Here is a 20119-nt window from a genome sequence, read left to right as displayed (position 1 = left end):
GTGGAGGGGAAAGCGTGAATATCTTGAAGGTAGCCAATATAGAGAAAGACTTGGAGGAGGTGACAGCTGTCTATTGTAATGTTCATCATCCCATAAACCCAGAACAACATCAGGAAATAATGAAAGAGAGGATTCGAAAGCATGCATGTTATCCAGGCTTCAAGGCAATAAAAGCATTGGATGAGAGTGGGAAGATTGTCGGGATGGCCTATGGCTATACGTCGATGCCTGGACAATTCTACCGTAGCAAAATCGAGCGCTTTTTGGATGAGGGAGAAAAGAAAAAATGGCTGGACGATTGTTTTGAATTTGTCGAACTTGCTGTCGATCCTGCAGTTCAAAGAATGAAAATCGGCAGCAAGCTTCATGATGCTCTACTTAAAGAGTCACGTCATGCTGTGTCTCTCCTGACAACTCAGGTCGATAATCATGCTGCCAAAAGTCTGTATGAATCAAGGGGCTGGGAAGTGATCAAATCCGCAATTCGTCCAATGGAAACCGCTCCTTCATTGACATTGATGGGCAATGAACAGCTATCCAGATTTTAACTGTAATTGGAGTTGAACGGGTCCCCGCCTTAAAAAAACTTGCCATCCCTTTTGCCAGGTAATATAATGGCGTAATATTTACTTTTAAAAGGGAGGAAGAAAACTTGATTCAAGAGCAGGCATTAGAGAAGATAGCTGCAAGCTTGCAAGCGGATCCGCTCGTCCGTGCGGTGTTCGTCAAGGGCTCGATAGGTCGAGGAGAACATGATGAAAACTCGGACATTGATCTTTATTGTCTTGTGGAAGAAACGGACAAGCAAACTTTCTTGGAACGTCGACTCGATCACTTGCAATCATATGGTTCGTTACTGTTTTATGATGATATATTTATCATCGCCCCACAAATTATTGCAGTATATGAAGATTTACTGCATGTTGATTTGTTCACAGTCACGGAAGAGACGTACATTGATAAAGATTATTTCCAGGTATTGTATGATCCAGAACAACGGATGGAAAAGTATGTTTCAAAACAGCATTTGACCTTGTCGCAGGATGAGTTTTTGGATGAGGTGATCGATGTTGCCTGGTTTTTATTGCAATACCGCAAAACAGCTTTGCGGGAGAATGATTTATGGGCGGTAGAAATGTTACGCCATGTTGCTGTCCATCTTGCCAGAGTTTTGCTGCATCACTATTCCCCGAACCGGGCACAGCTGGGATTGAAAGCTGTCGAAAACTCGCTTCCTGCTGAAATAACAGCCGAAATGCGGAACTTCTTTCAATCTATCACCCCGGATAAGCATTCCCTGGCAGCGGTGCAGGTTGTCCAGCTATTGCGGGACCACCAGCAATGGCTGACGCAACAATTGAGTTCTGCTCCTCATGCGAAGCGTCTACTGATGACAATGATTTCCGAAGAAACGTGGGACTTCCAATCTAATAAGATGTAAAGGAGAGCGGAAAAAATGTTTACATATTCTCTTGACGAACAATCATATTTAAAAATGCTGGAGCCAGAAGACGCTTCTGAATTGTTCTTGCTGACCTGGAATTCCATGGAACGATTGAAAAAATGGCTTCCGTTAATCGGAAATAACAGGAGACAAGAAGACACCGAGGTATTTATCAAATCTTCGCTCCTGCAATTGAGCGAGAACAATGGTTTTCAGGCAGGGATTTGGCATCAAGATAAGATCGGCGGTGTAATCGGTTTCCATTTCGTTAATTGGCATAACCGCACAACAAGTATCGGCTACTGGATTGGAGATGGATTCGAGGGAAAAGGATTGATGACCAAAGCTTGTCGGGCAATGGTCCAGCACGCTTTTGAAACTTGGCAGTTGAACCGGGTGGAAATAAGAGCGGCAGAGGAAAACAAAAAAAGCAGAGCTCTACCGGAAAAACTGGGTTTCACCCAGGAAGGGAAGATTCGTCAAGCTGAATTACTACAGGGAGAATACGTCGACCATATTGTTTATGGATTGCTTTTGGAAGATTGGAAGAAACAGAAACACCAAAACAATTGATACATTCTTCTGTTCTTCTCTAACCAAACGTCGTGACCATCTGAGAAAAACAACATAAAATGGTATTGCGAACATTTCTTGTCCTTGAATACCCAACCACACATCTTTTACAATCCGGGCCATTTCTTATAAAATGCTATAGTACTTGTATTTTGCAAGAGAGGAGGATGTGCATGGATAATTTCAATGACTCCATTCAATCCTTGATAGAAGGGGCAGGGTGGCTGGCTCCCGCACTATTTATTCTTATTCATTTGCTCAGGCCCTTTTTGTTTTTACCGGTGATCGTTGTATGCATTGCCGGTGGTGTGTTGTTTGGATTTGTAGAAGGAGCCGTATTGTCTTTTATTGGTTTATCGTTGATGAGTCTCGTTTTTTATAAATTGGTCAGTAGATTTCCGCGTTTTCGGGAAGGGGTGGCCCGATTGAAAAGCAAAATTCTTCCTGATCGGACGATTACGGTAAGTCAGGTGATGGTTCTTCGGGTCATGCCGTTTGTGCATTTTCATTTATTGTCGTTGTATTTGATGGAAATGACGAACGGCTTTAAAAGCTATATGTATTATTCAGCTTTAGGAGTTATCTTACCTGCCGTGTTATATACAGCTTTTGGGGAGGCGATCACGGAGTTTCCTTGGTATGTAGTCGGTTTATTCATGATTATATTAGCTGCTGTCTATACGCTTTTAGGCAGGATTCATCAAATGAATATCGAGAGCAGTAACAGTTAGTTTACTGACAAGGAAGGATATGGTCCATGGGTTGTTGACTTATGGATCATATCCTTTTATCAACCGTTTTAATGAGAATCGGATGAAGGCAGAAAATGAGACAAAATGCTCTTCATCGGATGGATGACATTCGGATCGGGACAGAGAACCAGCCAAAATGCATTTCATCCGGTTGATATGATCAGAGATCAGTTGAAAAGCTGACAGTTCAAACTGGTCATATACAAAACGCTTCTTTTTATATCGTCTGATCAGACGGTTGAAAAGTGTGTATGACTAAGAGGTTGTTGAGAATACTAAGCTTATCTTTTGATTCCCTCGGAAGGAAGTGTTTAAAGAATGACCGAGAAGCAGATTGTCATTGATGCAATTATTAATGGGGAAAAATTCAAAGCTGAAAAACAGGCACCACGTGAAAATCCGGCAAGACCAGATGAAGTAGTCGGTTATGCTCCGGTCAATACACGGGAGGATACAATCCGGGCAATTGATGCTGCCCATGATGCTTTTCCAGTCTGGGCAGAGTCGGAAATGCAGGATCGGATCAAGCGGATGCAGACAGCGATCCAGAATATAAAAGACCGTACACCGGAGATAGCTGAATTGTTGAGTCGTGAGCACGGCAAACCGTTATATGATTCTAAAGGTGAAATAGGGGTTTCGCTTGCTTGGATGGAGTTTGCTTGTGAAAACGTGGCGGAGGTACTGAAAAATGAAGTCCAAAACCACGATGGTGGTAAAACGATTATCGCCAAAGATGCGATTGGTGTTGTTTCCGCCATTTCGCCGTGGAATTATCCCATATCCCTTTCCACTATTAAAATAGCCCCCGCTCTGTTGGCCGGTAACACCATGGTGCTAAAACCCAGTCCATTGGCCCCGCTCGCTGTCAGCGTGGTAACCGAAATCATCGCTGATGCATTTCCGCCGGGTGTTCTGAACTTAGTCCATGGAGAGTCCGATGTTGGGGTAGAGCTAACTTCCAATCCTAAAGTTGCCAAGATAGCCTTTACTGGCGGAACAGAAACGGCGAAGCACATCATGAAAGCTGCTGCCGATACCATCAAGCACATGACGTTGGAACTGGGCGGTAATGATGCCGCGATTGTATTGAAGGATTTTGATGTCAATGATGAGAAAGCAATGCGGCGTCTTGTAATCTCCAACTTCCTTACCGCCGGGCAAATATGTATGATAGCCAAGCGGGTATATGTTGACCAGTCCATCTACGAACAATTTGTAGAGAAATATATCGAAGCAGCCAATAGATGGGTACGGGTAGGGGACCCATTTGGCAAGGATACGACGATTGGATCGGTAAATAACAAAAAACAGATGGAGTTTGTCCAAAGTCTGGTGGACGATGCTAAAAACAAAGGTGCCAAAGTAGTCAAGCTTGGCAAGATTCTCGATCAAGATCTATATGAAAAAGGATACTTTATGCAGCCAACTGTCGTTCTGGGAGCCGGATATGATGATCCGATTGTGGTAGAAGAGCAATTTGGACCGACAGTGCCTATATTGCCGTTCGAAGATGATCAGCATGCAATCAAGTTGGCGAATGATAGTATTTTTGGGCTGACCAGTTCGGTTTGGGGAGAAGAAGAGCATGCCGTGGAAATAGCCAAGCATATTCAGGCAGGAACCACCATGATAAATACTGCAGCGGTGCAGGGGCTCGATGTCCGCTTTCCATTTGGCGGTGTCAAACAATCTGGAATGGGGCGGGAATATGGCAAGGAAGGGATTCTTGCCTATACTGATACCCATGTGATAAATATACCCGATCAACGCGATCTCCCATATATTCCCGAATAAGGAGGAAGAAATGATGGAATACCAACGTGCAAAAGCGATCAAACAATCACAAGACTTAATCAAGGTTACTTACCAGGGCAGTTCCGTTTACATCCAGCAAATTGATGAACAAAACGGAACTGCACAAGTTTATGCCTTGGATGATCCATCACGTCAGCAAAACGTAGCAATTGAACAGCTCCAGGAAAGTTAGTCGGCCTTAATGCTTGTAGAGAAACGGTTTCGTTTTTCTGCAAGCTTTTTTTATACTACCCCTCGAAGACTTCGAAAAATCACTAGCTAAGAGAATACCATCCCGACATTGCTCCATTTTTTCTACCAAAAACGAAACCGATCGATATCAAAAAACGTAAATTGGTTATAACAAAAACAGGGGCAGGTGATCCGTGTGCAAGGATTGCTGGTAGAAGAGGTTTCCGTAGAAATAAACCGGGAACAGATTTTGAAGGATATATCGTTCCATTTGAAACCTGGCACCATCACCGCATTGGTAGGCCATAATGGAGCAGGAAAGTCGACCATCATGAAAACATTGATCGGTCTGCAGGAAAGGAAGACGGGAAATATTCTTTTGAATGGTATCTCTCAAGAAGAAGACTTCCTACCCTATAAGAAAATGATTTCCTACATACCAGAAGAACCGTTTTTACTGCCGGAGCTGACTGCGATGCAGCACTTTCAACTATATGGCCGCAGTTATCAAATCGATGAACAGGAGCTGCTGCGCAAGGTGGATTATCTATCCGGGAAAATGGAAATAACCGATAAACTTGACGAATTTCCTGAGTCGTTATCGAAGGGAATGCGGCAGAAGGTACAGACGATTTGTGCTTTGCTTCCTGATGTTCCACTACTGCTAATTGATGAACCATTCATGGGATTGGATATTTATGCTTCCGAATTTTTAGCCGAAGCCATGAAGGATAAAGCAGGACAAGAAACGGCAATATTGTTGACTTCCCATCAACTAGACCGTGTTCAGCAGTTGGCGGATCATTTTATCATGCTGCAGCATGGAAAAGTGGCAGACCATGGTAAGATAAAAGATTTTCATGTTCTGAAACGGAGATTTTCAGAATGAATGGGTTCGCTACTGCATGGAGTGTTTATCGGCATGTGAAAAAGCATCGGTCCAGAAAAAAGGCAAAGCTTTACAAGCTGGCCTTCGGCGTCAGTTTTGATGTGACAATATCCATCTATTTAGGGGCATTCATAATATTTGGCTTATTCATATTACACGAAACATTGAAAGAGTCGGCGAACATGATTCTCCAGATAGAATCATTTGTCACTGCCAATTATCTCAATCTAATGCTTGTCTTGCTTGTACGGCCTGTCGTCACTTCATTTACCAGGCCAGGGGTGTTATTCTCGAGCGCTGAACTGAAGTTAAGCATGCTGCCATTTTCCAAGCAACAGCTCTGGCAATACTGTACAGGAGAAAAAATCCTGAAAACAATTGTTTTGTGGACGGTTATTGCCAGTTTTATCGCTTTTATTACGCCGCTTTCTATTCATTTTGCAATGGGGACAGCTGGGCTGATAATTTTGATGGAAATATTAATGGCGTTACCCCAGTGGAAGCTGTATCAAAAGCAGTTTTGGATGAAATTGATTACCAATGCAGGAATCGTTGTATTGGCAGCAGTTGTCAGGTTGCTTAGTATTTATGCCGGCGATGCGGCATGGTGGATGGGAGGGGTATTTGTATCGCTTGCTGGCATCAATATCCTGCTGGTAAAAAGAGCAACCGAATCCGTGAATTGGTCGAAAGTCGTACAGACGAATGATTTGATTATCTGGAATATGTGGTTCATAAACAAAATGTCACAGATGGAAATAAAGCCTCCTCCCAAACGTGGATGGATTCAACAATTGTTCACCAGTAGGATGAATCGAAAAAGATTTGTTTACTCCAACCCTGTCAGTATGTATCGAAGACTCTGGAAAACGTATTTTCTGGAACAGAAGGAAGCGGTGCTCCGTACAATTGGCAGTGTCTTGATCCTATTGGTGCTTCTGGGGTCCCGCAATGAGTGGATGTTTGGAATTGGAATAGCGCTGTCCATCTTTTTATATGTACAAATGGCATCCAGCTTTTTTACCGGCGGATTCGGCAATCGGCTTGTTTATTGTTTGCCTTGGGAATTGAAACAGTGGAAGCTTGCTTTCTTTACTTGGTTTGTCCGTTCGGGGGCCATTGTTTGTCTTGTCCTTACGTTGCTTTTACTGTTTTTCCAGGAAACTCCGTGGTGGTTTCCGGTCCAATTATGGTTCTATGCAGAGTTAACGAGACGTTATTTTCATCAGCAGATGGAACTTACCATGGCGGTTTTAGCAAAGTCACAATCCGAGCTTCCCAGCATCCAGAATTTCTTTGTCTTTTTGTTATTCGGCCTGGCTGCCATCAGTATTGTTTTTCCATACGTAACCATCCTGGGCGTTGTCTTGTTGCGTTGGAAACAGCCGGATGATGTTTTGTTTTCAGGAAAAGAAGGAAAAGAATTTAGCCAGTAAGGTTAATGTGTAGGAAGGTACCCTGTTTAATTCATGGCAGCCTGGAGTGAAAAAGCGGCTCGACGCTGAGTGCGCCTAGCCGCTTTGTTGTTAATTATCAAAAAAATTATTGTGTGGACAGTTAAACAATTAGCGCTGCTGTTACTTTATACCCTGCATTTTCTTTTGAATGACAGGGGAAAGCAGGAACAGCAACAAGCTTAGTACCAATGCAGATCCACCGATAATACCGAAGTAAAGTGTTTCGGTTTCGTCTGTGTAGAATTTAACGATTTGTGCATTGATAGCCTGGGCTGCCGCGTTGGACAGGAACCATAGACTCATCGTTTGAGCCGAGAAGGCTGCAGGTGCGAGTTTCGTAGTAGCCGACAAACCGACAGGTGACAAGCACAATTCGCCAAGAACTACGATAAAGTAGCTCAGTACCAGCCATAAAGGATTAACTAATGCGTCTCCGCTCAATGCGCCAGGTACGAGGATGACGATGAACGACAAACCGGCAAACAACAGGCCTAAAGAGAATTTCTTCGGTACGGATGGCTGGCGGTCACCAAGCTTGACCCATAACCAGGCAAATAAAGGTGCCAGGAAAATGATGAATAACGGGTTCAGTGACTGGAACCAAGCCGGAGAAATATCAATACCTGCGAATTGTAATTGAGTTCGCTGATCGGCATAGTTAGCCAAGATCGTCGAGCCTTGTTCTTGAATTGCCCAGAACATCACCGAAGCGATGAAAAGGGGAATATAAGCAATAATCCTTGACTGTTCAACAGCTGTGGTTTTCGGACTACGATACATGACGACAAAATAAGCGGTAGGAATCAAGATACCAAGTACTCCTATTAATCCGATAAACGTATCGAAGGTAAGCAGTCCCATTGGAATAGTGAAGGCGATAAGCACAATGACAACGATAGCTGCCAGCACCATCCATTTAGTGAATTTTTTCTTTTCTTCCGGTGACAGTGGATTACCCACATAGTTGCCAGCAAGACCGAGGTTTTTCTTTCTCGTAAAGATATAAACCATCAATCCGCAAAACATTCCTACTGCGGCTACACCGAAACCTAGATGGAAGTTATATTCTGTTCCGAGTGTTCCGACAATTAACGGAGCAAGAAAACCACCTAGATTAATGCCCATGTAAAAAATGCTGAAACCGGCATCGCGGCGCTGATCTTGCTCACTATAAATCTCGCCGACCATGGTAGAAACATTCGGTTTCAATAAACCTGTTCCCAGGACGATCAGTACCATTGATACAAAGAACAATGTGATGCTTCCTGGAATTGCCAGGGCAATATGTCCGAACATGATCAATATCCCACCATATAAAAGTGCCCGGGAAGTACCGAGAATTCTATCGGCAAGCCAGCCTCCAATTATACCCGACATATATACGAGAGATCCGTAAATAGACATGATAGCAAGCGCAGTGCTTTCCGGCAGTCCTAATCCGCCGTTGGATACTTCGTAATACATATAAAATACGAGAATCGCTCGCATTCCATAATAGGAAAAACGTTCCCAAAATTCAGTAAAAAATAGCGTAAATAAACCTTTCGGATGACCAAAAAAGCCTTTCTGAGGTACGCTGTCCACAATTTTCTGTTTTTTCTCGCCAGTCATAAGCAACCTCCTTTTATTACCTTTACCATATTATTTCTATCTAGTTAAAATGTCAAAGTAAAAATCAGGCAATGCCTTATAAACGTTGATATGGCAGGGATTATTTTTCATAGGAAGAAGATAGAAATAGAGGAGTTTTACGGTTGAATGGTCTATTGATGGTTAATTGATCTATTTTTGAACTACCTATTCATTTTATTTTTTCCGTAATACCTTTTATAATTTATCTAGTACATAAAATAGAAGAGAGGGACTAATATGAAATTATTGGAAGGAATTTTGGCGCACAATGAACAGTTTGTCAAAAATAAGGATTATGAAAAATATCAAACGGACAAGTTTCCGAATAAGCGGGCGGTCATCATCTCCTGCATGGACACCCGCCTTGTCGAACTTCTTCCTCAATCAATGAATGTCGGAAATGGGGACGCAAAAGTCATTAAAACTGCCGGAGCAATCGTCGCTGATCCGTTTGGCAGTGTCATGCAGAGCATCCTTGTTGCCGTTTATGAACTGAAAGCAGATGAGGTATTTGTGGTCGGCCATCATGACTGCGGCATGTCCAGTTTGAACGCTGAAGCGATGCTGGGCAAAGTGAAAGAGCGCGGTGTAAGCGAGGAAACATTGGCGACATTAGAGAATTCCGGTGTGGATCTTGATAAATTTTTACAAGGGTTTGATCGAGTGGAGGACAGTGTCGAGCACAGTGTCGATACCATCAAGCATCATCCAATGCTGCCTTCCGATGTGCCGGTGCATGGGTTGGTCATTGCTCCCGATACAGGTAAACTGGATGTCGTGGTAGACGGATATCAGAAATAACAGGAAATCGAGCCATTCTGCTGAACGTATTTTCAGCGGGATGGCTTTTTAATTTTAGAACCAGCAAGCATTAATAGGGGAGGGGTAACAGTGTGGAAAAATAAGGGAATCTATTGATAACACGCATATGCTCAACTATTTATCATGTAAATCATTTGGTTAAGGAACCCAGTCATAAAAATATTCATAGGCTAGCGATGCTTTGACCGTTCATGGTGAAGTACAAGAAAGGACCATTTTTTTGCAGGAGTTCGGCAGGTTTATCCGAATTATAAAATGGACAGGCCATTTTCATTTGCTTTGTTCTCTTTCGTATAAGTGGGTATAAACTGCGACATAGTTTGATTGCGTCTTTCTAACTTCCTAGATGTATTGAATTGTAGTTCAGCGCTGCGGAAATACCCTGCGCTTTCCGCGGGCGGCTGGTGAGCTTCCTCGAGCTGACGCTTTGCGGGATCTCACCGGGGCCTATCCTCCCGCAGGACAGGTGTTTTCGGTGGGACGAGTAATCGCAGTCCCAAGGAAGGCTGCGGCAGCAATGCATCGCACGAAGAAAATTGTTTTGTATTTTCGATGAGTCTCCGGGTATTTCCTTCGCTGGGACCAGCTTCTGAAAGTGTTTCTTTCATCCACTAAACATTGATTGGGTTAGTCGGCAATCTATCAGAGATAGGCACTGTTTCCGTGTTCCCGTTACGCTTTGCAGCGGGCTTCCTCCCCACAAGGTGCGAAGAAGCTGTTTCATGTAGCACCCTGGCTGAAGCGTTCCCCACGGAAAGCGAGTGTTTTTTCGAGACGTTGGATCACTTATTCTTTTAAGATTAGGAGGAAGTAACAGAAAGGTTATGTCCCGGTTTATATTTTTTGCGGAATAGAAACCGTAAGTAAAAGATTAGTACGAATACCAGAAATAAGAGGGGGATACATGTGAGGCTTAAAATCATACATACCAATGACCTGCACAGTCATTTTGACAACTTTTCCAGAGCAGTGTCGTTGATCCATCAGCACAAGGATGATCATACTTTAGTATTGGATGGCGGAGACTTTGCCGATTTTAAAAGCATTGAATTACAGGGAACAAAAGGAATGGCGGCAATTGAACTGCTGACTGAAGCAGGGTATGATGCATTGACTATTGGAAATAACGAAATGTTCAACGGGATGGGAACACTGGAACATATGGCAGGAAACAGTCCGATTCCATTTATCAGCAACAATCTATTGAAAAAGGATTTGACAACGGTTGATGGAGTGGTTAGCAGTACGATCATCAAAAAAGATGGGCTGCGCATATTAATAACCGGTTCGTCTCCAGATTTAGAGGAATTCAATGATGGGCTCGGTATACATGTCTCCGATTACAAAAACGCACTGCAAACAGAACTGGATAGGCACCATGGGTTGTTCGACCTTTGTGTGGTATTAAGCCATATTGGAACAGCCGTAGATCAAAAACTTGCTGAAGAAATCGAGGGTATCGATGTGCTGATTTCCGCTCATGACCACCAGCTATATACCGAACCCAAGCTGATAAATGGTACGATTTGTAATAGTGCGGGATCGTTCGGCGAATATATCGGCATCCTGGAGTTGATGGTAGAAGACGGCAAAGTTTCCTTGATGGACTCCGGGATGCTCTCCACAGAGAAGGCAGAAGCATCCAGTAGAATTACGGAGGTGTTGGCAAACAATAAAGCAAAAGCGGTGGAAAATTTAAGTCAGCCGTTATATTTATTGAAACAGCCGTTATGGCATGATGTGATAGAGGAAAACCCGCTGTCGAATTTAATCGCCGACGGGCTGAAAGATTTATTGCAGGCCGATATCGGCTTGATCAACAGCGGTATTGCCCATGCAGGTTTATTTGAGCAAGTGTCAGAGAAAAAATTGATCGAAATCTGTCCTTCTCCCTTAAATCCCACCACGTTCGAGGTGAAAGGGAAAGCTTTAAAAGCAGCATTGGAGCAGTCACTTGATGCTCAGGTGTGCTTGGCCGATGGCAGAGGCCCTGGATTCAGAGGGAAATACGCAGGCAGACTGCATATTTCCGGAATGACTGCCGTGCATGACGGCAATCATCTTACAAAGGTGACCATTAAAGACCGGGAAATCGAGGATGATACATGGTACACCGTGGCCAGTTCGGATTATTTGCAGCGGGGTTCAGGCTTTCCGGCTTTGGCGGAGAATCGTAACCCCGTATTCCAACCGGGATATATTCGAGACGTCATCAAAGAGTATGCAGCACAACCAGCCTTCCTGAAAAAAGCGACAACCGGAAGATGGATAAAAGGTGCCGGCATCCATGTTTGAAAATAAATCAGAAAGGGCGCCCATGCAAGAGGAATTCGTCAAAAATGTCAAGCATCACTTTAAACAGGAAGGCGAAGCGTGGCTGGAAAGACTGCCGGAGGTCATCAAACAATGTGAGCAGAATTGGCAAGTGACAATGGAAGAACCATTCCAGCTCTCGTTCAACTATGTGGCTCCGGCAGTTGGAAGGGATGGCGAGAAAATGGTGGTGAAAATATCCTTACCCGGTAAAGAATTTGCTAGCGAATTGGAAGCTCTTCAGCAGTTGGCCTCCTCGTCGATGGTGAGTTTGCTCGACCTCGACGTGGAGTTGGGTGCTCTTCTTTTAGAGCGAATAGAGCCAGGGGAAATGCTCGCCGAGATAGTAGAAGAGGATAAAGCTTGCCGAATTGCCGCAAAGGTTTTCGGACAGATGACAAGAGAATTTTCGAAAGGAACGGTGTTCCCTACCACGGAAGACCGGGAGGCATCTTTGACAAAGGTTGTTGCCATTCATCCATCTGGATGCGGACCGGTTAGCCGATCGACATTGCTGGAGGCACAGCAGGTTTTTCACCGCTTACACAGTACAGGAAAAAAACAATGGCTTTTGCACGGTGATTTCCATCATTACAATGTCCTTCTGCACGAAGAAAAGAAATGGAAAGTGATCGATCCAAAAGGTTTAATCGGAGAAAGGGAGTACGACTTAATACAATATTTATTAAACAAGCTGCCGGACGATGATCCTTTTTCTGTCATCGACAAAAGGATACAAATTTTCTCGGAAATCCTGCACCTCGATAAGCATCGTTTTGTATTATGGGGATTTTGCCACAGCGTGTTGGCCACTTGCTGGACGGTGGAGGCAAATGGCAATTATCACCGTCCTTTTTACCGGGCGATTGCTGCTTTCCGACAGCTTCATCAAAACTACTACAATCATGAAATCCATGAAACAGAGATAAGCTAATCAATCGACTGATCTGCAATATCTTGTGTTTCTTTTAACCGTTTGAATTTTTCCAGGGCAGTCGTCCAATTCACCGGCTGTCCTCGTTTTAATTGATATAGCAATTCATGGAAGACGGGCTGAAGCCCATAAAAATTCCGGACACGCTCAAAAAGCTTTGCCACAGGTTCTTTCCCTTGATAATGCTGCAGGATTTGGCGGGTGAAGTCCGGTCCGAAATCCCAATAAAATCCGGCAAAATCAAAGGCTGGATCCCCGTATTGGGAATCAGTGAAATCGATGATACCGTTTACCAATTTTGATTCCCTGTCGAAAATAATGTTATTGGCAGATAAATCGCCGTGAATCCAAGTCTTTTGGATTGGTTGTTGTTCTATTCCTGGAAAAAAGGAACGAAAAAATCTAGACACCATATCGGCCTCTTCTTCAGTCAAATTAGGAAGGATATACTTTTCGACCGAAACAAACAACTCCTCCCAATAATCCGGTGTATGAATAGTAAAAAGGGGACTGTCAACCTGCTTGACTGGAAGCTGGTGCAGCTTACTCAGAAATTCGCCAAGCAGCTTTGCGTTGTGTTGATGAGAAAGTAGTGCAGCATGTTGATGACATGTCAGAGCCTCTCCCTCGATAAGTGGGTAATATATAGCAATAGTTCTGCCATGGATATCCTGAAGCGTCTGACAGTTGGGAATCTGTAATGGCGGTCTCGCTTGCTTGATTGCTTGCAATAGGGCGATTTCTCGTTCCGTATGGCGGTGAACGTCGTGATTCTTGGGAAACCGGAAGACAAGTTCATTATTAAGAATGAGGATGTCATGATCCCAGCCTGTATGATTGAAGTTGGTTGTTTCAATAGTCAAAGCAGGGAAATGGTGACTAATGATTGAGAGTATTGTCTGTTCATTCATTCTTGAGCTCCTTTCGTTCCAATCAAGGGATTAAACCAGAGTTGTGTGTAATCAACCCATCCGAGTGCATTTAGGTGAATGTTTTCTATGTTTTCCGGATAGATGGCAAACTGCTTCAACCGGTATAAAAAAAGGAAATGGTGGTGCTTGCATAATGCAGCTTCTTCTTGTTGTAATCGGTGAACATATTCCCTTTCAGAAAGACTTTCAGCCATAATCTGTCGTATTCTTCTTCGACTATATTCAGGGAGGTGACGGGCTGGTAAACTGTGTGTTCCAATAAAACAAGTCAAATAAGCCAGAAGTCGGCTCTCGTCGGCAAGCTGTTCTCCCAGCAACAGGTCCGCTTCATCTAGGTTCTGCCCTATAAGTTTCTCGTAGGGAAGAAAATGCAAGGCCACTTCCACACCTGCTTTTGTCAATTGTTGCTGTATCCATCTGCCATCCAATTCGTTCCCGGCCCCCGTATAACTATACAAATGAAGTTTTTCCCCTTGATAGGTACTAGCATCGAGCAGTGCTTTTCCCAAAGAGAAATTCCGCTTGGGTGATTCGGTGGCGTTCTCTGTATCGCGTGATAGCCTGTAGGCTGGCAAATGCCGATTTCCCTGCAGCTGTTTGATTAACTTTTCTGGTTGTAACAAATGGAAAATAGCTTTACGCAATAATGAGTCAACGGCCAGCTTCCCTTGTCTGCCATTCAAGGACAACAGTTTGCTGCCTTGATCGACCGATGTTGTTTGCCGGAAGTTCGCCGTTGAACTAGACGAGTATGGATATTGATAAAAATTGATTCGTTCACTTTCTATAACATCACCGGCTTGGTTGTCATACAGATCAGGGAAAAAATACATGATGATTTCATCCAGGAAGGGCCGTGTCCCGAAGTAACATTCAAAGGCACGGAGGTGCAGTTGTGTTTCTGTATTTTCCATTACCTGAAACGGCCCTGTCCCGATTGGCGGACCAGGATGGGGGCCGGGAGCAGGTACTATGCTGCCGCCCATGCTTGCAGCAAGATGTAAAAAATGTGGCATCGGTTTTTGAAAGGTAAACTGTACGGTGTAAAGGTGAAGTGCCACCGTTTCTTCCAGATTATCGACCATCCAGTGATAGGCTGAGTATGCCGCCTTATGGCGAAGGAAGCTGTAACATACATCCTCTGCGGTCATTTCATTTTCATCGTGAAAAAGAACCCCTTTTCTTAATTGAAAAATCCACACGGTATAGTTGGCATGATGGGACCAGGAATGAGCCAGCTCTGGTACATGCTTTTCAGTTTTTTTGTCATGACGGACCAGTCGGCTGTATATATGCCGCATGATATGGTTTTCCGAGCGGCGATGGACAAGTAAAGGGTCCAACTTTGGCAATGGCCGGTAAGACGGGAATTGAATCCGGTCGATTGTTTCGCTTTGTCGGGCCTTCCCTCTATCAGAGGTGAAAAACAGCCAGTCGATAAATCGTTGTTGCGTATACCTGCTTACTGATAACGCTTGTAAATAGCGGATTCCTTCTTCCGCCGAAACCGAACTGCGAGCTTTTGCTTCTGCTAGTATCAAGTCTTCAGGATCGGCTATTAGCTGAATAGAGGAAGTGTTCCCTCTCCCTCTGCCCGGCTTCCATATGATCCAGCCAGCCTGCTGCAAGCGGTGGACGATCAATTTTGCATTCCGTTCCGTGCAGGATAAGTTTTTGGCGAGCTCGCTGATGGTTATGGAATGAGCCTTTTCATGTTCGGATAATATCCCGGATAAACGTTGATAGTGTTCCAATAATCTCACTTTGTCACCTCTCATGGAAAAAGGGGAAATTTATATGGTTTGATTATACACTTTTTTTCCTCTTTTCAGCAGGTAGACTTTAAGGAGGGGGAGATTTTATGAAAAATGAATGCAAGAAGAAAGAAACTGGTGGGACGATCGATTTTGGAAAGAAACGTATTATTGGAATAGCTTTAATCACAGCAGCAGCAGTTCTGGGGGATTCCATGCTGTTGATCGCACTGCCGATCTATTGGAAGGAAGCCGGAATTGATTCCCTCTGGCAAGTAGGGATGCTTTTGTCGGTGAATCGTTTTATCCGACTGCCGGTCAATCCTCTAATAGGTTTGTTTTATAAACATTTTCACCGACGTACCGGTATCATGATTGCAGTAATCCTGGCCGTGTTTACGACAGCTTCATATGGATGGCTGAAGGATTTTTGGTTGCTTCTGCTTATGCGTGCCATATGGGGGGTTGCCTGGTCCCTTCTTCGTCTCGGCGGTTATCTGTCCGTGATTGAGGCATCGAATGACAGGAATCGTGGTCAGTATGTCGGCCTGTATAATGGATTATGGGGGATTGGAGGATTGACCGGTATGCTTGTTGGCGGCATGTTGATTGATCAAACTTCCTTCCTGTTTACTTCCAGCTTGTTTGCATTTGTCGGTCTATTAGCAATTCCGGCAGTGTACCGATTCATACCAGTCCATCATCAAGAAAGTACTTCCGAGCCAGGAGCACAGACAGCGGCATGGAAATGGAGATCTGTCCACACTTGGTTTGTGCTTGGTACTGGAGGGGCTGTTGGCATCCTTGTATTTGGTTTATTCGCATCGACGCTCAGTCAATTAATCGCTGGGAATATACCGAATAACTGGTCTGCAGGCGGATTTGCTGTTGGAGCGGCAACTATTGCCGGTGTCGTACAGGCAGTACGCTGGGGATGGGATCCATTTGTCGCTCCATTGATCGGGAAAACGCTAACGACTCACCGGGGTATGGTTCGGTCGTTGTTGATTGTACTGTTTTCCGGCGGGATGATTTTTATCCTGCTCGGAAACGCTGCTTCGCTGGCCATTCTGTTACCAGCATTATTGGTGTTCCAGCTGATTTCAACAGCGTTTGTCACGACTTCCGACACATTGGCCGCCAGTACAGCAGCGAAGACTGATAGGGTGAAAATGATGACGGCTTATACCATCGTTGTCGATGTAGGTGCAGCTTTGGGGCCGCTGATTTCATTCCTATTGCTGGATTTGACGAGTATAGCGCTTGTTTACACAATGGCTGGTTATATTTTTTTCGTAGGTGGCTTTTGCTGGTTGGTCGCATATGTGAGGGGTGGCAGTAGTTTTGATATTGACAGCTGATACAGATGATACACAGAAGGGATTCAAGAGGAAAATCTAGAAAGAAGGAATGGGACGGAAAATCTAATCAAGAAAGGGATCATGTCGATGAACCGAGAGAATCAATCGAAAGCGGATGTTCAGGCGCAATTTGGAAAAAATGCAGCCAATTATATAACAAGCACAATCCATGCCCATGGCCAAGACTTGGAAAAATTGAAAGCAATCATCGATTGGACAGGTGAAGAGAACGTATTGGATATTGCAACAGGTGGAGGACATGTGGCAAATGCACTGGCTCCTCTTGTTAAAAAAGTGACCGCCGTCGATTTGACCACGGAAATCCTGGCTGTTTCCAGGATGTTTATAGAGAAAAACGGGCATAGAAACGTAGAATTTATGGAAGCAGACGCTGAACAGCTGTCATTTAAAAATGAATCCTTTGACATTGCTGTCTGCAGAATTGCAGCCCACCATTTTTCAAATGTAGGGGCGTTTATTCATGAAACCTACCGGGTGCTGAAAAGGAACGGCGCATTTATCCTCATCGACAATACAGCACCCGAATCCGAACGAATGGACCACTTTTATAACAAAATAGAAAAACGCCGAGATTATAGTCACCAACGTGCCTGGAAAAAGTCGGAATGGCTGCAGTTGATCGAAGAACAAGGGTTTGATTTGGAAGAACTATATCGATTCCCCAAGCAATTTCAGTTTGAAAAGTGGTGTAAAACAATGGATTTGCCCGATAAAGAAAAACACACCTTATCGAAGGAAATGCTTAAGGCTCCCATGGATATCAGGCAGAAATTCCGCATCACTGAGGAAAAAGGGGCGGTTTCCAGCTTTCAAGCGGAGGCGAGCCTCATAAAAGCTTTGAAAGGATAAAAGAATGAGTCTTTTTACTTAGTTTGTTTACTGGACAAACTAAGAAGTGATTGATAAAATATCCCTGAGAAAGCGATTACAGTTGAAAGGGGTGTAGACGGAGAGTGTTCGATACTTTCCGGCGGTAAATGAAAAATCATAAACAGTTTTATATCATTCTTGTAACCCTGGTAGCGACACTTGGTGGATTGTTATTCGGCTACGATACTGCCGTGATTTCCGGTGCAGAGGGAGCATTGCAGGCTTATTTTGCCGATAATCTCGACCTCAGCGCGCTAGTACACGGTATAACCGTTTCGAGTGCCCTGATTGGATGTATCATCGGCGGTCTTCTGTCTGGTTATTTGGCTTCCAGGCTTGGCCGGAAGTATTCGCTCGTGCTGGCTGCCGTGTTATTCCTTGTTTCCGCGCTTGGTTCCGCATTTCCCGAGTTTCTATTTTTTACAAAAGGTGAACCTACGCTTGCTTTGTTGGTGACCTTCAATCTCTATCGGATAATAGGGGGAATCGGTGTGGGCATTGCTTCTGCGGTGTCACCGATGTATATCGGAGAAATTGCACCTCCCGAAACGAGAGGCAGTCTGGTTTCGCTGAATCAGTTCGCTATTATATTCGGCATGCTGGTCGTCTATTTCGTAAACTGGGGTATAGCCAGGGGACAGTCTGTCGCATGGGTAAATGAAACCGGTTGGCGCTATATGTTCTTATCAGAGGCAATACCGGCAGCGTTGTTTCTTTTTTTACTCTTCTTTGTGCCGGAAACACCGAGATATCTTGTCTCCAAACAGAAAAATGAAAAGGCGAGGGAAATACTCAACAAAATCTACGACAAAACGATGGCGAAAGCCACGATGTTTGAAATTGAAAAATCCTTCGATGAAAAAAAGGCAAAACTGTTGGCGTTTGGCAAGAGAATAATTGTAATCGGTATCTTGTTATCCGTTTTTCAACAATTTGTCGGCATAAACGTGGCGCTTTATTATGCTCCTCGAATATTTGAAAGCATGGGAGCTGCCCGGGATGCATCCATGTTCCAGACAATCATTATGGGACTGGTCAATGTCGTGTTTACCCTCATTGCCATCTTCACAGTTGATAAATTCGGTCGTAAACCACTGCTGATTATCGGCTCAATCGGTATGGCTGTGGGAATGTTCGGGGTAGCTGGCATGGCATTTTCTGATGCGATCGGCATCGGAACCTTGATTTTCATCATTATTTATACTGCTTCCTTTATGATGTCATGGGGTCCGATTGTCTGGGTGCTGATTGCGGAAATTTTCCCGAACAAAATCCGCGGCCAGGCAGTTGCGATTGCCGTGGCAGCACAGTGGGCAGCTAACTATTTTATATCTTCTACTTATCCATCGATGATGGAATTCAGCGGTGGTTTGACTTATTCTTTCTATGGGCTGATGAGTGTCCTCTCTGCATTGTTTGTTTGGAAAATGGTCCCCGAAACCAAAGGGCGTTCTTTGGAAGAACTGGAATCGATATTGGTTAGAAGCAGGAAGCATTCAGCATAATCCATCCGGTTTCGGATAGAGTATGCAGTGCTCGTTGAAACAGCCAACCTCTGGGATATCAACTGGAGGTTGGCTGTTTCTTGACTCCTCGGGATGCATGATGGCTGGTATGCAGGACCGATGGCCGGGCGGCTTTATACCATTGCAGGCAGACAAGAAAAATGAGGAAGGCGTCAATTAAATCTCCACCATAATACATCAGCATGCTCCCGGCTTCTGCATCCGCTACATGAACTTGTGCAGGAGGGTGCGCGTAAAGATATTTGGCCAGGATGGCATGCCCTGCCAGCGCCAGTAACAGGATACTAGCACGGTAACGGTAACCCGCACGGTGTGGAGTCGGATCGATGTACACCATGGCAGCGGTGAATACATATCCCGCAATAAAAACATGCAAATGAATAAAGACATGTAAAAAGATACTGTGATGCATCGCTTGGTACAATCCTGTTGTGTATAATACCCACAAACCGCCGATGTTTAAGATACCGGCAAATGATGGATCGCTCAGCAACGAAAATGGGCGGCTTCTTAAAAATCGTGAGACCCTCTTGGCATTGGCTACAGACAAGGCGCGGAGTAACAGCGTCACAGGAGCTCCAAGTACCATCAATAATGGAGCGAGCATTCCCAGCAATAAGTGTCCGAGCATATGAAAGAAAAAGCTATCATGCGCTAGGATTGCTATTGGTCCGGCAACAGAGATTATGGCAAAAACGGAACCTGCAAACCAGAAACATGTCCGAAATACCGGCCAAGGCCGCTGGCGTCTCGTTGTATGTATGATTCCGAATAAATAGGCAAAGCCGGCGACCGCGAAAGGAAGCAACAAAAGCAGTTGGGGAATCCGGTACAATCGGTGATCCATTTG

At 44.3% G+C, this 20119-nt stretch carries 18 protein-coding genes; 14 read left to right on the top strand and 4 right to left on the bottom strand.

Going from position 1 to position 20119, the window contains the following annotated elements:
- Window positions 1–14 precede the first annotated feature (14 nt).
- The 8 genes from ABVF09_RS03230 to ABVF09_RS03195 all read left to right on the top strand — a co-directional run bounded on the left by ABVF09_RS03230 (window position 15) and on the right by ABVF09_RS03195 (window position 7083).
- Window positions 15–548, top strand: a complete 534-nt coding sequence (locus ABVF09_RS03230; protein ID WP_371068608.1) for a GNAT family N-acetyltransferase — start codon at window positions 15–17, stop codon at window positions 546–548.
- 104 nt (window positions 549–652) lie between these two features.
- Window positions 653–1441: a nucleotidyltransferase domain-containing protein gene (locus ABVF09_RS03225; protein ID WP_371068607.1), complete on the top strand. Its 789-nt coding sequence runs from the start codon at window positions 653–655 to the stop codon at window positions 1439–1441.
- 15 nt (window positions 1442–1456) lie between these two features.
- On the top strand, window positions 1457–2017 hold the full coding sequence (locus ABVF09_RS03220; RefSeq protein ID WP_371068606.1) for a GNAT family N-acetyltransferase: 561 nt from the start codon (window positions 1457–1459) through the stop codon (window positions 2015–2017).
- Window positions 2018–2190: 173 nt separating this feature from the next.
- Window positions 2191–2748, top strand: coding sequence for a TVP38/TMEM64 family protein (locus ABVF09_RS03215; RefSeq protein ID WP_153462117.1), 558 nt, complete (start codon window positions 2191–2193; stop codon window positions 2746–2748).
- Window positions 2749–3087: 339 nt separating this feature from the next.
- Window positions 3088–4566: an aldehyde dehydrogenase family protein gene (locus tag ABVF09_RS03210; RefSeq protein WP_026771626.1), complete on the top strand. Its 1479-nt coding sequence runs from the start codon at window positions 3088–3090 to the stop codon at window positions 4564–4566.
- A gap of 13 nt (window positions 4567–4579) precedes the next feature.
- Window positions 4580–4759, top strand: a complete 180-nt coding sequence (locus tag ABVF09_RS03205) for an H-type small acid-soluble spore protein (RefSeq protein ID WP_371068605.1) — start codon at window positions 4580–4582, stop codon at window positions 4757–4759.
- Between the two features lie 195 nt (window positions 4760–4954).
- On the top strand, window positions 4955–5647 hold the full coding sequence (locus tag ABVF09_RS03200) for an ABC transporter ATP-binding protein (RefSeq protein ID WP_371068604.1): 693 nt from the start codon (window positions 4955–4957) through the stop codon (window positions 5645–5647).
- Window positions 5644–7083: a hypothetical protein gene (locus ABVF09_RS03195; RefSeq protein ID WP_371068603.1), complete on the top strand. Its 1440-nt coding sequence runs from the start codon at window positions 5644–5646 to the stop codon at window positions 7081–7083. The genes ABVF09_RS03200 and ABVF09_RS03195 overlap by 4 nt, the downstream gene beginning before the upstream one ends.
- A gap of 141 nt (window positions 7084–7224) precedes the next feature.
- On the opposite strand, the gene ABVF09_RS03190 is transcribed toward ABVF09_RS03195, so the two are convergent.
- The gene (locus tag ABVF09_RS03190; RefSeq protein WP_371068602.1) at window positions 7225–8715 is read right to left on the bottom strand and encodes a peptide MFS transporter; all 1491 of its coding nucleotides are present in this window, start codon (window positions 8713–8715) and stop codon (window positions 7225–7227) included.
- A gap of 258 nt (window positions 8716–8973) precedes the next feature.
- On the opposite strand from ABVF09_RS03190, the gene ABVF09_RS03185 reads away from it, so the two are divergent.
- The 3 genes from ABVF09_RS03185 to ABVF09_RS03175 all read left to right on the top strand — a co-directional run bounded on the left by ABVF09_RS03185 (window position 8974) and on the right by ABVF09_RS03175 (window position 12805).
- Entirely contained in the window at window positions 8974–9537 is a 564-nt protein-coding gene (locus ABVF09_RS03185) for a beta-class carbonic anhydrase (RefSeq protein WP_153462109.1), read from the top strand.
- Between the two features lie 927 nt (window positions 9538–10464).
- On the top strand, window positions 10465–11853 hold the full coding sequence (locus ABVF09_RS03180) for a bifunctional metallophosphatase/5'-nucleotidase (RefSeq protein WP_371068601.1): 1389 nt from the start codon (window positions 10465–10467) through the stop codon (window positions 11851–11853).
- Window positions 11846–12805, top strand: a complete 960-nt coding sequence (locus ABVF09_RS03175) for an aminoglycoside phosphotransferase family protein (protein WP_371068600.1) — start codon at window positions 11846–11848, stop codon at window positions 12803–12805. Before ABVF09_RS03180 ends, ABVF09_RS03175 begins: the two co-directional genes overlap by 8 nt.
- Here the strand turns inward: ABVF09_RS03175 and ABVF09_RS03170 are convergent.
- Together ABVF09_RS03170 and ABVF09_RS03165 are read right to left on the bottom strand one after the other, a co-directional pair.
- Window positions 12802–13716, bottom strand: coding sequence for an aminoglycoside phosphotransferase family protein (locus tag ABVF09_RS03170; RefSeq protein ID WP_371068599.1), 915 nt, complete (start codon window positions 13714–13716; stop codon window positions 12802–12804). The two genes, ABVF09_RS03175 and ABVF09_RS03170, sit on opposite strands and share 4 nt — an antisense overlap.
- Window positions 13713–15500, bottom strand: a complete 1788-nt coding sequence (locus ABVF09_RS03165; RefSeq protein ID WP_371068598.1) for an ABC transporter substrate-binding protein — start codon at window positions 15498–15500, stop codon at window positions 13713–13715. The genes ABVF09_RS03170 and ABVF09_RS03165 overlap by 4 nt, the downstream gene beginning before the upstream one ends.
- 98 nt (window positions 15501–15598) lie before the next feature.
- Here ABVF09_RS03165 and ABVF09_RS03160 point away from each other — a divergent pair, with 98 nt between their 5' ends.
- The 3 genes from ABVF09_RS03160 (at window position 15599) to xylE (ending at window position 19248) form a co-directional block, all read left to right on the top strand.
- Window positions 15599–16852 carry an MFS transporter gene (locus tag ABVF09_RS03160; protein ID WP_371068597.1) on the top strand — a complete coding sequence of 418 codons (1254 nt, stop codon included), beginning with the start codon at window positions 15599–15601 and terminating at the stop codon, window positions 16850–16852.
- 87 nt (window positions 16853–16939) lie between these two features.
- Window positions 16940–17722 (top strand): class I SAM-dependent methyltransferase, encoded by a 783-nt coding sequence (locus ABVF09_RS03155; RefSeq protein WP_337189817.1) that lies wholly within the window; start codon window positions 16940–16942, stop codon window positions 17720–17722.
- Window positions 17723–17850: 128 nt separating this feature from the next.
- Complete coding sequence (xylE, locus tag ABVF09_RS03150) at window positions 17851–19248, top strand: D-xylose transporter XylE (protein ID WP_371068596.1); 1398 nt, start codon at window positions 17851–17853, stop codon at window positions 19246–19248.
- A 58-nt stretch (window positions 19249–19306) separates the two neighbouring features.
- On the opposite strand, the gene ABVF09_RS03145 is transcribed toward xylE, so the two are convergent.
- The gene (locus ABVF09_RS03145) at window positions 19307–20116 is read right to left on the bottom strand and encodes a cytochrome c oxidase assembly protein (RefSeq protein ID WP_371068595.1); all 810 of its coding nucleotides are present in this window, start codon (window positions 20114–20116) and stop codon (window positions 19307–19309) included.
- Window positions 20117–20119: the final 3 nt, after the last annotated feature.

Origin of the sequence: Sediminibacillus sp. JSM 1682029, from assembly GCF_041366435.1 — a bacterium.
Classification (GTDB): domain Bacteria; phylum Bacillota; class Bacilli; order Bacillales; family Amphibacillaceae; genus Sediminibacillus; species Sediminibacillus terrae.
Note: the sequence above shows the minus strand (reverse complement) of the source record. Positions and strands in the feature narration are given on the sequence as shown.

Coding starts and splice junctions, on each gene's coding strand:
- ABVF09_RS03220 (WP_371068606.1), top strand. CDS start 1,457: ATGTTTACATATTCTCTTGACGAACAATCATATTTAAAAATGCTGGAG.
- ABVF09_RS03215 (WP_153462117.1), top strand. CDS start 2,191: ATGGATAATTTCAATGACTCCATTCAATCCTTGATAGAAGGGGCAGGG.
- ABVF09_RS03210 (WP_026771626.1), top strand. CDS start 3,088: ATGACCGAGAAGCAGATTGTCATTGATGCAATTATTAATGGGGAAAAA.
- ABVF09_RS03205 (WP_371068605.1), top strand. CDS start 4,580: ATGGAATACCAACGTGCAAAAGCGATCAAACAATCACAAGACTTAATC.
- ABVF09_RS03195 (WP_371068603.1), top strand. CDS start 5,644: ATGAATGGGTTCGCTACTGCATGGAGTGTTTATCGGCATGTGAAAAAG.
- ABVF09_RS03190 (WP_371068602.1), bottom strand. CDS start 8,715: ATGACTGGCGAGAAAAAACAGAAAATTGTGGACAGCGTACCTCAGAAA.
- ABVF09_RS03185 (WP_153462109.1), top strand. CDS start 8,974: ATGAAATTATTGGAAGGAATTTTGGCGCACAATGAACAGTTTGTCAAA.
- ABVF09_RS03175 (WP_371068600.1), top strand. CDS start 11,846: ATGTTTGAAAATAAATCAGAAAGGGCGCCCATGCAAGAGGAATTCGTC.
- ABVF09_RS03170 (WP_371068599.1), bottom strand. CDS start 13,716: ATGAATGAACAGACAATACTCTCAATCATTAGTCACCATTTCCCTGCT.
- ABVF09_RS03160 (WP_371068597.1), top strand. CDS start 15,599: ATGAAAAATGAATGCAAGAAGAAAGAAACTGGTGGGACGATCGATTTT.
- ABVF09_RS03155 (WP_337189817.1), top strand. CDS start 16,940: ATGAACCGAGAGAATCAATCGAAAGCGGATGTTCAGGCGCAATTTGGA.
- xylE (WP_371068596.1), top strand. CDS start 17,851: ATGAAAAATCATAAACAGTTTTATATCATTCTTGTAACCCTGGTAGCG.
- ABVF09_RS03145 (WP_371068595.1), bottom strand. CDS start 20,116: ATGGATCACCGATTGTACCGGATTCCCCAACTGCTTTTGTTGCTTCCT.